Here is a 13,854-nt window from a genome sequence, read left to right on the forward strand (position 1 = left end):
GAGCCGGGCGATGCCTCCTGCCGCGCGCATCACGGATCGACACAACTGCGGGATTCATCCGCCGAACGTCATCGTGGAAGGCGAGGGCACGGTCATCGTCGGCTTTCAGCCCCAGGCGCGCGTCGGCGACGCCGAGGCCTGCGGCGCGGCCATTTCGGCCGGCGAGCCCACCGTCATCATCGGTGGAAAGGACGCCGCGCGAAAAGGCGACCCCACGAACCACGGCGGCACGATCGCGTCGGGCTGCCCAACCGTGATCATCGGCTCCAATCCGATGGCAGTCCTCCAGACGGACAAACCTTTCTGCGAGGACTGCGCCAAGAAGGCCGCCGAGCGTGCGGCGCGGCAGAAGGCCGGGAGGGACGGGTCGTGACGGAGCCTCGGCTCATCGTCGAGGTGCGTTATGGCAAGCTCGCCGGCACGAAGACCGTGATCGATTCCGGTCGCGGCTTGCGCGTGGGCCGGACCGACCTCGCCGACCTCGTCATCGCGCACGACATGCAGATGTCGGGCACGCATTTCGAGCTGCAATGGGACGGCGCGCGCTGCGCCTTGCGGGACCTCCACAGCCAGAGCGGCACACGCCTCGGCGGGCAGGCCGTCGAGCAAGGCGAGGTCCCGCACGGCGGCTGGATTCAAGCGGGCGAGACCGATTTCATGGTCTACGTCGAGGGCAAGACGAATCCGCCGGTAGACTTCCTCGAAGAGGACGAGCTCGCGCGGGAACAGGCGCGTGTCCTCGCGGCCGAACAGGCGCTCTTCTCCCTGCGCTCGCTCGCCGGGGACAAGCCTCTTTATGCCGTCCTCGACATGGCCCGGGATCGACGCATCCTCGCCCTCGTCCGCGAGCACGTCGAGCTGCACCGCTCGCTTTACGACGGTCCGCAGGGCGAGACGTTCGAGGACGTCGCGCCGTACCTCGTGGGCCCGATGCGCCGCGACTCCGCGTTGCTCGATCGCCTCGTGCGCGAGGGCTTCGGCAAGCGCTGGGGCATCTATTGCACGAGCGACGAGAAGTTCGTCGAGGTGCGCCGCCATTTCCGGCGCTTCTTGATGGTCGAGCTCGACGAAACCGGGGAGCAGGTCTATTTCCGTTTCTACGACCCCGGGGTCGCGCGGGTCTTCTGGCCGACGTGCAATGCCGCGCAACGAACCGAGCTTTACGGCACGCTCGGGGACATCTTCGTCGAGGGCAAGGACCTCTCGCTCCTCCGCCTGCCGCGCTGACGCACTGGGAGTTTTGCGATGGCCATCCTGGATTTGAAGGTCGCCGGAGAACACGAGCTCTTCGTCCGTCATTTCTCCATGGATGAGGGCGTCTCCGAGCTCTTCACGGTCACGCTCCTCGTCCGCTCGCGCGACCATAGCCTCGACTTCTCCTCCATTGTCGGAAAGCCCGCCACCTTCCGCTTGCAAGCTGGCTACGAGCACGTCGCGGGCGGCGGCACGCGCGCGCTCGCGGGCATCGTCTCCTATGCGGAGCAGGTCGAAGCTTTGCAGGAGGTCAGCGCCGAGGATGGACTCTCGACCTACGTCCTCTGCATCGTCCCCGACCTCTGGCTTTTGACCCAGCGCCGCGGCAATCGCATCTTCCAGCACCTCTCGATCCCGGACATCGTCAAGCGTGTCCTCGGCGAATTCGGAATCAGCGGCGAGTGGCGCATCGACGGCGGCGCGTATCCCAAGCTCGAGTTCAAGGTCCAGTACGCCGAGACCGATTACGACTTCGTCTCGCGCCTCCTGGAAGAGGCCGGCGTCGCGTTCGTCTTCGAGGACGGCGGCCGGCTCGTCTTCAGCGACGCGCTCGAAGCGGGCCCGAAGCGCAAAGGCCCGCCCATTCCGTACGTCGACAACCCGAGCGTCGCCGCCGAAAAAGAATACGTCAAGAACGTCGGCATCGGCCGCGTCGTGCGTCCCGGCGCCGTCGCGTATCGTGATTACGACCCGCGCCACCCCGAGCTCGAGCTCACCGCGCTCGCCGCGCCGCACACCGGCGTGGAAAAACCCCTCGAGCAGTACCATTACGATGCCGGCTCCTTCCTCGTCGAGACGGGCAAGGCCGGCTTCACGCCCGTCGCCGACGACAAGGGGTTTGCCCGGCACGATCATACGTACGGCTACGGCCTCGCCCGCCACACGCTCGAAGCCGCGCGCGCCGATCACCGCGACGTCACCCTCGAAGGCAACACGCTCGACCTCTCGCCCGGCGTCGTCTTCTCGATCGCGCGCCACCCGCACCCGGAGCTCTCCGAGGGCCGCTCGCTCGTCGTCGTCGAGAGCAAGCTCTCCGGCTCCGACACAGGCGAGTTCGAGATGAGCGCGCGCGCCTTCTTCACCGATTACAAATACCGCCCGCCGAAGAAGACCCCGAAGCCGCTCCTCCACGGCGTGCAGAGCGCGACCGTCGTCGGCCCCGCGGGCCAGGAGATCCACACCGACGAATACGGCCGCGTCCGCGTCCAGTTCCCCTGGGATCGCGAGGGCAAACGCGACGACGACAGCTCTTGCTGGATCCACGTGAACCAGGGCTGGGGCGGGCTCGGGTATGGAATGCTGAACCTCCCGCGCGTCGGCCAGGAGGTGCTCGTCGTCTTCCTCGAAGGCGACCCCGATCAGCCCGAGGTGGTCGGCCGCGTCTTCAATGCCATCCAGCAGGTCCCGTACAAGCTGCCGCAGCACAAGACGCGCAGCACGTGGAAGAGCGACACCTCGCTCGGCGGCGGCGGCTTCAACGAGATCATGTTCGAGGACCTCGCCGAGAAGGAGCTCGTCTGGCAACAGGCGCAAAAAGACCGCCGGCGCAAGGTCGAAAACGACGAGTTCTCCACGATCGTTCACGACCGGACGAAGCTCGTGAAGAACGACGAGAACGAGCGTATCGAGGGCAACCAAAAGCTTTGGGTCGGTAAGAATCTCGATGCGGTCACGAAAACGAACAAGCACGAATGGATCGAGAAAAACGCTCACCTCGTGGTGAAAGGCAGCCGACGTGAGGAAGTCACAGGCAAGCATTCACTGACGGTGAAAAAAGACCTCCAGGAGAAGGTCAATGGAAGCCTTGCGCTGCGCGCGGGGAGCGACGTGCACCACGTGGCCGGCGAAAACTGGGTCGGCGAGGGTGGCGGCGACGCGACCGTGAAGGGGCCCGGCGGCTTCCTCCGTATTGACGGGGGCGGCATTACCATTTCGGGCACGATGGTGTGGATCAACGAGCGCGGATCCCCCGGCAAGGGCCGCGGCGCGAAGGCCGAGGCGCCCGCGTTCGGCGAGCAGACGGGCCCCAAGCTCGACGAGGGCCTCGGCGAAGGGTCCGGCCAGCTCGGCGACGAAGAAGAGGCGAGCTGCCAGCATTGACGCAGAGCGACACGTTTTTGCGCCCATTTTGATCTTGAGCCCGACCGCGAAGCCGGTTTAGGGTGCCGGTGCCAAAATTCGGACAGTACGCGCATTGGTCCTGGCGGTCACGTCACGTCGAGGAGGCGGCTTCCATGCCGATCTTGGAGCTATCGTTCGCTAGTGGTGAGACGTCGTTGTCGGTGCGCCACTTCTCGGTGCAAGAGAGCGTCTCGAGCTTGTTCAGCGTGAACGTGATGGCGCGTTCGGAGAGCCCTTCGATCGATCTCGAAGCGATCGTCGGGCAGCCAGCGAGCCTCCGCGTCGTGAGCGGCTGGCAGTACGCGCGCCTCGGCGGCGCGCGGCTCTGGACGGGCGTGGTGAGCTCGATCGAGCAGGTGCACGCGGTGCAGCCGGGCGGCCAAGGCAAGGAGCTGTCGACGTATTCGCTCCGCATCGTGCCGACCTTGTGGCTGCTCACGCAGCGGCGCGGGTATCGCATCTACCAGCACCTCTCGATCCCCGACATCGTCGATCGTCTGCTCGGCGAGTGGAACGTCGAGTCGAAGTGGGAGATCGATCGGGGCCGCTACCCGAAGCTCGAGTACAAGGTGCAGTACGGCGAGACCGATTTCGCCTTCGTGAGCCGCCTGCTCGAAGAGGCGGGCATCTCGTACACGTTCCCGGACGACGACGCGAAGGGCTCGAAGCTCACGCTGAGTGATCGCCTCGAAGCGAACCCCGCGCGGCCCGGCGGCGCCCTGCCCTACGTGGACAACCCGAACCGCGAGTCCGAGAAGGAGTACCTCTCGAAGGTCCGCCTCACGCACCTCGTCCGGCCGGGCGCGCACACGATTCGCGACTACGATTTCCGCAATCCGATGTTCGCGCTCTTCGGCGAGTCGCCGAAGGCCGAGGGCCCCGAGGCCAAGTACGAGCAGTATCATTATCAGCCGGGCGCCACGCTCGTCGAGAACGGCAAGGGCGGCGGCGGCACGCCGACCGCGGACGACAAGGGCACGGCGCGCTACGATCAAGGGTTCGGCAAGGACCGCGCGGACCGCATGCTCGGTGGCACGCGCGCGGACAAGCGCACGATCGCCTTCGAGACGAACACGATCGATCTCTGGCCGGGGCAAATCTTCTCCGTCGACAAACACCCGCACGCCGAGCTCGGCGACGACAAACGCCTGCTCGTGACGGAGTTCACGGTCGAGGGCACGCCAGGCGAGGAGTGGAGCATGTCGGGGCAAGCCGTGTTCACGGACGCGCCCTACAGGCCGCAGCAGAAGACGTCGAAGCCGAAGGTCGAGGGCGTGCAGAGCGCGGTCGTGGTGGGTCCATCCGGCCAGGAGATCCACACCGACGAGTTCGGCCGTGTGCGCGTGCAGTTCCCCTGGGATCGCGAGGGGAAAAACGACGACAATAGCTCCTGCTGGATCCGCGTGAGCCAGGGCTGGGCGGGCACGGGGTACGGCATGATCGTGATCCCGCGCATCGGGCACGAGGTGATGGTCGGCTTCCTCGACGGCGATCCGGATCAGCCGATCATCGTGGGCCGCGTCTACAACGCGAAGCAGGCCGTACCGTACAAGCTGCCGGACAACAAGACGCGCTCGACGTGGAAGAGCGATACGTCGCTCGGCGGCAACGGCTTCAACGAGATCATGTTCGAGGATCTCAAGGGCCAGGAGCTCGTCTGGGAGCAGGCGCAAAAGAACCGGCGCAGGCTGGTCAAGAACGACGAGACGATCACGATCGGCCACGATCGGCAGAAGCTCGTCTCGAACGACGAGCAGGACAAGACGATCGGCTTCGTCAAGGTGTTCGTCGGCAAGGACCAGGACATCGTCATCAAGCAGGACAAACGCGAGCGCGTCGAGGGCAACAGCCACCTGCACGTGCAGGGCAAGCGCAACCAGCGCATCGAGGGCAATCAGTCGCTCGAAGTGAAGGGCGATCGGCACGAGCTCATCGGCGAGAACCACGCGCTCGCGGTGTCGAAGGAGCTCCACATCAAGGCGGGCACGGCGCTCGTGATCGAGGCCGAGGATCTCACGCTGAAGGGCCCGGGCGGGTTCATCCGCATCGACGGCAGCGGCGTCACGATCCGCGGCACGAAGGTCTACATCAACAGCGGCGGCGCGGCGGGCCAGGGCTCGGGCGCGTCGCCGGAGAAGCCGGACGAGGCGATCGAGGCGGTCGTCGACGACGTGAGCAAGACGCTCATCGCGCAATAAAAGGAGCCACGAAGATGCCTCCTGCCGCACGAATCACGGATCGCCACAACTGCGGGATTCATCCGCCGAATGTCATCGTGGAGGGCGAGGGCACGGTCATCGTCGGCTTTCAGCCCCAGGCGCGCGTCGGCGACGCCGAGGCTTGCGGCGCGGCCATTTCAGCCGGCGAGCCCACCGTCATCATCGGCGGGAAGGACGCCGCGCGAAAAGGCGACCCCACGAACCACGGCGGAACGATCGCGTCGGGGTGCCCAACCGTCATCATCGGCTCCAATCCGATGGCCGTCCTCCAGACGGACAAACCTTTCTGCGAGGACTGCGCCAGGAAGGCCGCCGAGCGCGCCGCGCGGCAGAAGGCCGGGAGGGACGGGTCGTGACGGAGCCTCGGCTCATCGTCGAGGTGCGTTATGGCAAGCTCGCCGGCACGAAAAAGGCCGTCGAGGCGGGTCACGCGCTGAAGGTCGGCCGCACCGAGCTCGCGGACCTCGTCATCGCGCACGACGGGCAGATGTCGGGCACGCATTTCGAGCTGCAATGGGACGGCGCGTCGTGCCTCTTGCGTGACCTCAGCAGCCAGGGCGGGACGCGCCTCGGCGGCCAGGCCACCACGCAGGGCGAAGTCCCGCACGGCGGCTGGATTCAGGCGGGCGAGACCGATTTCCTGGTGTACGTCGAGGGCAAGACGAAGCCGCCGCGGCGAAAGCTCGAACGTTCACCCGAGGACGAAGAAGCGCGCATCGAGGCGGCGGCGCGTGCGTGCGAGCGTTTGCGCGCGGAGGCGGCGAAGGCGCCGCTTTATGCCGTCGTCGACGGCGCGCGTGACCGCCGGATCCTCGAAGTGCTGCGCGAGGGTGTCGAGCCGCATCAATCGCTCTACGACGGCCTGCAGGGTGAGACGCTCGAAGACGTCGCGCCGTATCTCGTGGGCCCGTTCCGCAAGGACTCGGCGCTGCTCGACCGTCTCCTCGCCGAGGGTTTCGGCAACCGCTGGGGCATCTTCTGCACGAGCTACGACAAGTTCGTGGAGGTGCGGCGGCACTGGCGGCGCTTCTTGATGGTGACCCTCGAATCGACGAACGAGAAGGTCTACTTCCGTTTCTACGATCCGGGCGTGTTCCGCGTCTTCTGGCCGACCTGCAGCCCCGCGCAACGCCAGGAGTTCTCGGCCGGCATGGAGGAAATCTTCGTCGAGGAAGAGGACCTCTCGATCTCGGCGCTCGTAAGGCCTCACTGATTCGGAGTCAATGCCGTGGCAAACCTCGAGCTCTCCCTCGCCTCCGGTCAACGCGACCTCTACGTGCGGCGTTTTTCCGTCCGGGAAGCCGTCTCGAACCTCTTTTCGATTCACCTCCTCGTCCGCTCGCCGGACCATAGCCTCGACCTCGGGGCCGTGGTCGGGTATCCCGCGGGCTTCCGCCTGCACGCCGGGTATGCCCACGTGCAGAGCGGCGCCCAGCGCACGTGGACGGGCATCGTGTCCCGCGCCGAGCAGGCGCACGCGCTGCAAGAGGTCTCCGCCGAGGACGGGCTCTCGACGTACCACATCCACATCGTGCCGGAGCTCTGGCTGCTCACGCATCGCCAGAACAATCGCATCTACCAGCAGGTCTCGATTCCGGACATCCTCGATCGCCTCCTCGGCGAGTGGAACATCCGGCCGACCTGGCGCATCGAGCGCGACAAGTATCCGAAGCTCGATTACAAGGTCCAGTACCGGGAGACCGATTACGCCTTCATGTGCCGCCTCCTCGAAGAGGCGGGCATCGCGTATACCCTGAGCGAGCACCCCGAACGTGGCACGACGCTCGTCTTCGGCGATCGCATCCAGACGAACCCGCCCCGCTCCGGCCCGCCCATTCCGTACGTCGACAACCCGAACGAGGCGGCCGAGAAGGAGTTCATCAGCCGCGTGCGCTTCGGCCGCGAGGTTCGCCCCGGCGCGGCGACGTTCCGCGATTACGACCCGCGCAAGCCCGATCTCGCCCTCTTCGGCAAGGCCGAGCCGACGGCCGGCATCGAGGGCAAGATGGAGCAATACCATTACGACGCGGGCTCCTTCCTCGTCGAGACGGGCAAGGCCGAAGGCACGCCGAACGCCGATGATCGCGGCTTCGCGCGGCACGATGGCAAATACGGCACCGAGCTCTCGACGCGTGTCCTCGAAGCTGAGCGCACGGGCGAGCGGATGGTCTCCTTCGCGGCCAACACGTTCGACCTCGCGCCGGGCGTCATCTTCTCGATGGCGCGCCACCCGCATGCAGCACTCCCCGAGAGCCGCCAGTTCCTCGTCGTCGGCGCCTCGCTCGAAGGCACGGACACGGGCGATTTCAGCTTCTACGGCCACGCGTTCTTCGCCGAGGCGCCTTATCGTCCGGCAAGGCAGACGCCGAAGCCGCGCATCAACGGCTTGCAAAGCGCGACGGTCGTCGGGCCCTCGGGCCAGGAGATCCACGTCGACGAGTTCGGCCGCGTGCGCGTACAATTCCACTGGGATCGCGAGGGCCAGAAGAACGAGCAGAGCTCGTGCTGGATCCGCGTGAGCCAGGGCTGGGGCGGCATGGGCTATGGCATGGTCACCGTGCCCCGCATCGGCCACGAGGTGCTCATTGCGTACCTCGAGGGCGACCCGGACCACCCGATCATCGTGGGCCGTGTCTACAACGCCGCCCAGCAGGTCCCGTACAAGCTGCCGCAAGACAAGACGCGCAGCACGTGGAAGAGCGATTCCTCGCTCGGCTCGGACGGGTTCAACGAGATCATGTTCGAGGATCTCGCGCAGAAAGAGCTCGTCTGGCAGCAGGCGCAGAAGGACCGCAACCGGAACGTCAACAACGACGAGTTCGCCACGATCGTCCACGACCGGCAGAAGCTCGTGAAGAACGACGAATCCGAGCAGACGATGGGCAACCGCAAGTTCTGGGTCGGCAAGGATTACGACGAGGTCACGAAGCAAAACAAGAACGAGACGTACAACAAAGACGTCCACCTCGTGGTGAAGGGCAGCCGGCGCGAGCGGATCGACGGCAAGCAATCCCTCACGGTGAAGAAGAGCCGCCACGAGAAGGTCGAGGGTCGCAGCGCGCTCCGGGCAGGCCAAGAGATTCACCACGTGGCCGGCGAGGAGTGGGTTGGCGAGGCGGGCGGCGCGGCCACGATCAAGGGCCCGGGCGGCTTCATCAAGCTCGACGGCGCGGGCGTCACGATCTGGGGCACGATGGTGTGGATCAACGAGCGCGGCGAGCCTGGCGACGGCAGCGGCAGCAAGCCCGAGGAGCCCTTCGATCCGCCCCCGCCCGAGGAGCAGGCCACGTCCGACGAGAGCCCGAATGATCACGCCCCGGTCGATGATCCCGCCGACGAGGACGGGACCTCGATCCCGTCATGACGTCCGTTTCAAAGAGGTTCGTCCTGGCAAGCTGGACCATCTTCCTGGAAGCCAACGAATAGCCACGATTTTTTGGGTTCCGGCATGAACGTTTCGTCCAAGCAGCAGCAGCAGGTCGCGGGTGCAAACGGCGTCCAGAAGTGCGCCGTCGTCGTGGTGATCGATCCGGGGCACGGCGATACACACGACGAGAGCAGCGTCGTCGACCCGGGGGCCGTCGGCGGTGGCCTCCAGGAGAGTGACTACGTCCTCGAGGTCTCGAAGCTCCTCAAGGGCAAGCTCGCCGCGCGGACCGACGTCATCGAGGCGGTGCACCTGACCCGTGAGGGCATCGCCAATGACCCCTCGCAGGAGAAGCTTCTGTGGCGCCAGAAGGTCGCTGTCGCCAAGAAGGCCGATATCTTCGTCAGCCTCCACCTGAACTCCAACGCGAATACAGCGGCCCTGGGCAAAGAGGTCTACTACAATCAGAAAGCGTCCAACAAGGCGGAGAGCGCGAAGCTCGCGGCCTCGCTGTACGCGGCATACAAACTGCCGCTCGACCCCCGGGGCGTCAAAACGATGGGCCTCAGCGTGCTTGCCACGTACAAGTGGAAGTCGAAAAAGCTCGGCATCTGGCGCGATTCCACGATCTTCCAATCGGTGAAGGCTGCCGCGCTCTTCGAGCTGGGCTTCATCTCGAATACGGGAGACCGCACGGCCGTCCTCAACAACAAGGACCCGATCGCCGAGTATCTCTGCGAAGGGATCTGCTCGTACGCGAGCGCCAATCGCGCCGCGCTCTGCGGCCCCTGACCAGAGCTCAGCAATTCACGCTTCCCGATTGCTCGACGACATCGGAGGCTCGATCCCATCATGACGACCGTATCCCCGGACCAAGAAAAGGCGCTCGCAACGGAGCAGAGCGACGGCAGCGCCGTCCAGAAATGCGCCGTCATCGTGGTCATCGACCCCGGGCACGGAGACCGGCTCAAGAAGGGAAACCCGATCGACCCCGGCTGCGTCCATGGCGACATCTACGAGAAGGACCTCGCGCTCGCCATTGGAAAGCTCCTGAAGCCGAAGCTCGAGGCGAAGACCAGTTGCGTCGAGTCCGTCCACCTGACGCGCGACGGCGATATCAGCGAGCTCCGGAGGAGGCTCCACTGGCGGACCAACATCGCCAAGGACAAGAAGGCGAACATCTTCATCAGCCTCCACCTCGACGCGGCCGGCGCGTCGGCGTCAGGCCAGTCGGTCTGCCATCACCCGAGTTTCAAGAACTCGGTCAAGCTCGCGACTGCGATCTCCGCGCGCGCCAAGGTGGTCAAGCCCAAAACGAAGGGCGCCATCAGTCCCAGGAGCGACCTCCACGTGCTCAACAAGAACCATTTCGGCAAGGAGACGAAAGCCTCCGTGCTGATCGAGCTCGGGTTCATCTCGAACGACGCCGACCGCACGGCCTGCCAGACGAAGCAGAGCGAGATCGCGGCCGAGATCGCCGACGGCGTCGAGGATTTCATCCTCGCGAACAAGGCCATCTTCAGCGAGGACTCCAGCCTGCCGAAGAACGTGCCCATCCCGCAGCCCCGCCCGGCCAATCGATGAATTCGTTCACGAGCTGAGCCACGCCCCTGCGATCCCGTCGCCCAGATCGGGCGAGAGGATCAGACGGCCCGGCACCACGAGCTTCCACGGCGCGAGGCTCTCCCGCGTCAAACCCGGGCCGGGAATGGGGAGGATGTGCAGCTCGGCGCCATCGGCATTTCGGCGCAGGTCCACCTGCATGGCGCCGCCGCGGGCGGCCCGCATGGCCCCGAGCAGGTGACGAAACACCGTTCGTGACAGGGTATTCGGATCCGCCTCGATCACGAGGGGCTCGATGTCGTGCAGGACGACCTCGACATTGCGCATGGACGCCTCGGTCTGGAGCAATTCCAGGAGATCATGCACCAGCGCGTCGAGAGGAACCGGACGCGATGCGGCGGGCTCGTCCCGCGCGAGCTCTCTCCACAAGGCCGCGTGAAGCCGGAACCGCTCGAGGATCGTGGTCACGAGCGCGAGGAGGTCGCGCGCGTGTGTCAACCGGTCGAAGGAGAGCTGTTCCGCGGCAAACGCGAGCCGAAGGCGCACGCCCGCCTGCGCCTGGAGGATGTCGCCGAGGAGCCGCTCGAGCGCCTCTTCGAGCTGCCCACCCACCACGAGCGCCTGCTTCAGCTCCTCCTCCAGCCGCGCGGCCAAAAGCTCCATTTCGATGCCATGCGCGGCGCAGAGCATGATCTCGCGCAGCCGATGCCCGGCCTCGTGCTTGCGCACGGAGATGCTGAGCACGCCGGCCATCGCCCCGGCGCCGTCGCGCACCGGGATCGCCTGGCAGTTGAAGACCTGAAACCCTTCGATGAAATGCTCCGGCCCGACGATCTCCACGTATGCGTTTTCCACGATTGCCGTGCCCACCCCGTTCGTCCCGGAAGACGCCCTCGTCGAGCAACGAGCCGGGGCCGGGCATCGGCCCGGGGCCATGGATCGTCCGCGCGTCGCCGAGCACGTCGAGGACCACCGCCCGCGAATCCCCCAGAATGGCCGCGTGCAGCTCGCGTCCCGAGGCGCGCGAGAGCGCCTGCATGTACGGCTGCGCGGCGCGAACCAGCGTGTCGTGCCGCGCGCGCAGGCGCTCGGTGTCGAGCACACCGAGCCTCTCGGCGAACGGGCGTCGTGGATTGGCGCCGCCGAGGTGCGAGCGCTCCCAGGAGTTCCGCACGTGCGGACGCAAAAGCGCCGACGAAATGGCTCCCGTCGACCGGTAAAGCCGCCCTGCTTCGACAACGCCTTCCTGGGACACCGTGACCATGGCCCCTCCCATCTCCGAGCGAAAGTTTGGTGCACATGGCCATCTTCCGCTCTCCGCTGTGTCTAGACTACATCCTGAGAAGTGTACGAGCGCGAGGTGCCTGACGAAACCTTCCGTGGCGAAAGATGGAGTCGAGCCGCGCCATGGCGGACCTAGGGGAGCGACCCGACGCGACGTTTGATCTGGCCGCCGTGGGAATGGCGGTCGTCTCCCTCGAAGGCGTCTTGCTCCGCGCCAACCCGAAGCTCTGCGATTTGCTCGGCCGCAGGGAAGAAGAGCTCGCCGGGCGCCCCGCGCAGGACCTCCGACATCCGGACGACACGAAGGCCGCCCTCCAGCACATGCAGGTGCTCGGCGAGGGCGTCGTGCAATCCGCCACGACCGAGGAGCGCTTGCTACGAAGGGATGGCTCGTCGCTATGGGTCGCGGTCACCCGCTCCGTCGCCCGCGGCCCCTCGGGGGCTCCGCTCCACATCCTCGAAGTCATGCAAGAAACCGGGCGCTACAAGCGCGCCGAGGAGGCGCGGGAGCGCGACCTCGCCGGCGAACGGGCGGCGCGCATCCGGGTCGAGCTGGCCGAGGCGCGAATGGCGCGCCTCCAGACGATCACGTCCGAGCTTGCGCGCGCCGTGACGCCCACCGAGGTGGCGGACGTCGTGCTGCGGCAGGGGCTCGCCGCCGTCTACGCGGACGCGGGGTACGTCGCGCTGGCGGAGGGCAGCATGATCGAGGTCCTCCTCGCCCCCGGTTATCCGGAAAATGACCTCGAGCGATTGCGCCGCGTGCCCCTCCTCACCGCAGCTTTGCCGTGGGCCGATTGCATTCGCACCGGCCGCCTCCTCGTTTACGACTCCCCGCAAGCGTTTCGCGCGGCCTACCCCGATGCGCCTTCGCAGCGCTGGGCCAAGACCTGGGTGGTTGTCCCGATGAAGGTCGGCGATCGGACGATCGGCGCGCTCGGCGTCACGTACCTCGATACCTGCAGGATCAACCAGGACGATCGGGCGTACATGTGCACGCTCGCCCAGCAATGCGGGCAGGCCCTGGAGCGGGCACGCCTGTACGAGGCAGAGCAGCGGGCGCGGCTCGCGCGGGAAGAGGCGCTCGCCATTGCGGCGCACGACCTCCGGAATCCACTCTCGGCGATCACGCTGGTCGCCTCGTCCATGATGCGGACGGCGCCCGAGGACGAAATCGGGAAATGGGTCCGGGAACGGGCGCAAAAGCTCAAGGTGACCGCCGAGCACGCGATGGAGCTGCTCCACAACCTCCTCGACGCCGCGATCATCGAGGCGAACACGCTGGCGCTCGAGCGCGAGCGGTGCGAGGTCGACGCGCTGCTCGCCGAGGTTGCCGACATCCACGCGCCGATCGCCGAGCAAAAGAAAATCGAGCTCGGCACCCGCACGCTGGGCTGCGCCCTTTCGACGACGTGCGACCGCGGCCGCGTGATCCAGGTCCTCTCGAACCTCCTCGGCAATGCATTGAAGTTCACCCCCGGGGGCGGGATGATCACGCTCTCTGCCGAGCTCGACGACGCCTGGGTGCGATTTTCGGTCGCCGACACAGGGCCGGGGATCCGGCCGGAAGACGTCCCGCGTCTCTTCGATCGCTACTGGCGTCCGCGCGCGGCGCGCGGCGCGGGAGCGGGGCTCGGCCTGTACATCGTCAAGGGGATCGTCGAGGCCCACGGCGGGATCGTGTCCGTCGACAGCAAGCTCGGCGTGGGGACGACATTCTCGTTCACCCTCCCCGTCAAACCGATCGAGCACGCTTCGCCCGGCGGTGGACCACCACGAAGCCGACGAGGCCATTGACGAGCAAGAGCGCGTTCGTGGCGATGAACACCCAGTTTCCCAGAAGCACGCTGTACGACGTGAACCCGATCGAGGCCGCGGTTTGTCCGATCCACAGCCATTTCGATACGCCCGCCACCGAATCGCTGCGCCACTGTTTCCAATTTTGCCCGGTGAGCGTGGCGAGCAGGATGAGCGAGCTGACCCAGCCAATGAGCTCCGTCATGCGCCTCTGCCCGCATGTGGGGCCAGGCGCCGCCGTCGCCAGGG

At 66.4% G+C, this 13,854-nt stretch carries 12 protein-coding genes; 10 read left to right on the forward strand and 2 right to left on the reverse strand.

Annotated elements, in window-relative coordinates; genetic code table 11:
- Positions 1 to 10: 10 nt before the first annotated feature.
- The 9 genes from KEG57_RS04610 to KEG57_RS04650 all read left to right on the forward strand — a co-directional run bounded on the left by KEG57_RS04610 (position 11) and on the right by KEG57_RS04650 (position 10,545).
- The gene (locus KEG57_RS04610; RefSeq protein WP_272417791.1) at positions 11 to 373 is read left to right on the forward strand and encodes a PAAR domain-containing protein; all 363 of its coding nucleotides are present in this window, start codon (positions 11 to 13) and stop codon (positions 371 to 373) included.
- Complete coding sequence (locus KEG57_RS04615; RefSeq protein ID WP_272417790.1) at positions 370 to 1,227, forward strand: DUF4123 domain-containing protein; 858 nt, start codon at positions 370 to 372, stop codon at positions 1,225 to 1,227. Before KEG57_RS04610 ends, KEG57_RS04615 begins: the two co-directional genes overlap by 4 nt.
- An 18-nt stretch (positions 1,228 to 1,245) precedes the next feature.
- Positions 1,246 to 3,354, forward strand: a complete 2,109-nt coding sequence (locus KEG57_RS04620; RefSeq protein WP_272458173.1) for a type VI secretion system Vgr family protein — start codon at positions 1,246 to 1,248, stop codon at positions 3,352 to 3,354.
- Between the two features lie 134 nt (positions 3,355 to 3,488).
- Positions 3,489 to 5,573, forward strand: coding sequence for a type VI secretion system Vgr family protein (locus KEG57_RS04625; protein WP_272417788.1), 2,085 nt, complete (start codon positions 3,489 to 3,491; stop codon positions 5,571 to 5,573).
- 14 nt (positions 5,574 to 5,587) lie between these two features.
- Positions 5,588 to 5,950, forward strand: a complete 363-nt coding sequence (locus KEG57_RS04630) for a PAAR domain-containing protein (RefSeq protein WP_272417787.1) — start codon at positions 5,588 to 5,590, stop codon at positions 5,948 to 5,950.
- On the forward strand, positions 5,947 to 6,807 hold the full coding sequence (locus tag KEG57_RS04635) for a DUF4123 domain-containing protein (RefSeq protein WP_272458174.1): 861 nt from the start codon (positions 5,947 to 5,949) through the stop codon (positions 6,805 to 6,807). Before KEG57_RS04630 ends, KEG57_RS04635 begins: the two co-directional genes overlap by 4 nt.
- Before the next feature lie 15 nt (positions 6,808 to 6,822).
- Positions 6,823 to 8,958: a type VI secretion system Vgr family protein gene (locus KEG57_RS04640; RefSeq protein ID WP_272458175.1), complete on the forward strand. Its 2,136-nt coding sequence runs from the start codon at positions 6,823 to 6,825 to the stop codon at positions 8,956 to 8,958.
- 84 nt (positions 8,959 to 9,042) lie between these two features.
- Positions 9,043 to 9,753, forward strand: coding sequence for an N-acetylmuramoyl-L-alanine amidase family protein (locus tag KEG57_RS04645; RefSeq protein ID WP_272417783.1), 711 nt, complete (start codon positions 9,043 to 9,045; stop codon positions 9,751 to 9,753).
- 60 nt (positions 9,754 to 9,813) lie between these two features.
- Complete coding sequence (locus KEG57_RS04650; RefSeq protein WP_272417782.1) at positions 9,814 to 10,545, forward strand: N-acetylmuramoyl-L-alanine amidase family protein; 732 nt, start codon at positions 9,814 to 9,816, stop codon at positions 10,543 to 10,545.
- A gap of 6 nt (positions 10,546 to 10,551) precedes the next feature.
- Here KEG57_RS04650 and KEG57_RS04655 read toward each other — a convergent pair whose 3' ends face one another.
- Positions 10,552 to 11,394, reverse strand: a complete 843-nt coding sequence (locus KEG57_RS04655) for a sigma-54-dependent transcriptional regulator family protein (protein WP_272417781.1) — start codon at positions 11,392 to 11,394, stop codon at positions 10,552 to 10,554.
- A gap of 537 nt (positions 11,395 to 11,931) precedes the next feature.
- On the opposite strand from KEG57_RS04655, the gene KEG57_RS04660 reads away from it, so the two are divergent.
- Entirely contained in the window at positions 11,932 to 13,605 is a 1,674-nt protein-coding gene (locus KEG57_RS04660; protein WP_272417780.1) for a sensor histidine kinase, read from the forward strand.
- On the opposite strand, the gene KEG57_RS04665 is transcribed toward KEG57_RS04660, so the two are convergent.
- Positions 13,544 to 13,810 carry a hypothetical protein gene (locus KEG57_RS04665; protein WP_272417779.1) on the reverse strand — a complete coding sequence of 89 codons (267 nt, stop codon included), beginning with the start codon at positions 13,808 to 13,810 and terminating at the stop codon, positions 13,544 to 13,546. The two genes, KEG57_RS04660 and KEG57_RS04665, sit on opposite strands and share 62 nt — an antisense overlap.
- Between the last annotated feature and the right edge of the window lie 44 nt (positions 13,811 to 13,854).

It is taken from the genome of Polyangium jinanense (assembly GCF_028435365.1).

Bases quoted from the DNA above. Each gene is read 5' to 3' on its own strand.
- KEG57_RS04610 (WP_272417791.1), top strand. From the start codon at position 11: ATGCCTCCTGCCGCGCGCATCACGGATCGACACAACTGCGGGATTCAT.
- KEG57_RS04620 (WP_272458173.1), top strand. From the start codon at position 1,246: ATGGCCATCCTGGATTTGAAGGTCGCCGGAGAACACGAGCTCTTCGTC.
- KEG57_RS04625 (WP_272417788.1), top strand. From the start codon at position 3,489: ATGCCGATCTTGGAGCTATCGTTCGCTAGTGGTGAGACGTCGTTGTCG.
- KEG57_RS04630 (WP_272417787.1), top strand. From the start codon at position 5,588: ATGCCTCCTGCCGCACGAATCACGGATCGCCACAACTGCGGGATTCAT.
- KEG57_RS04645 (WP_272417783.1), top strand. From the start codon at position 9,043: ATGAACGTTTCGTCCAAGCAGCAGCAGCAGGTCGCGGGTGCAAACGGC.
- KEG57_RS04650 (WP_272417782.1), top strand. From the start codon at position 9,814: ATGACGACCGTATCCCCGGACCAAGAAAAGGCGCTCGCAACGGAGCAG.
- KEG57_RS04660 (WP_272417780.1), top strand. From the start codon at position 11,932: ATGGCGGACCTAGGGGAGCGACCCGACGCGACGTTTGATCTGGCCGCC.
- KEG57_RS04665 (WP_272417779.1), bottom strand. From the start codon at position 13,810: ATGACGGAGCTCATTGGCTGGGTCAGCTCGCTCATCCTGCTCGCCACG.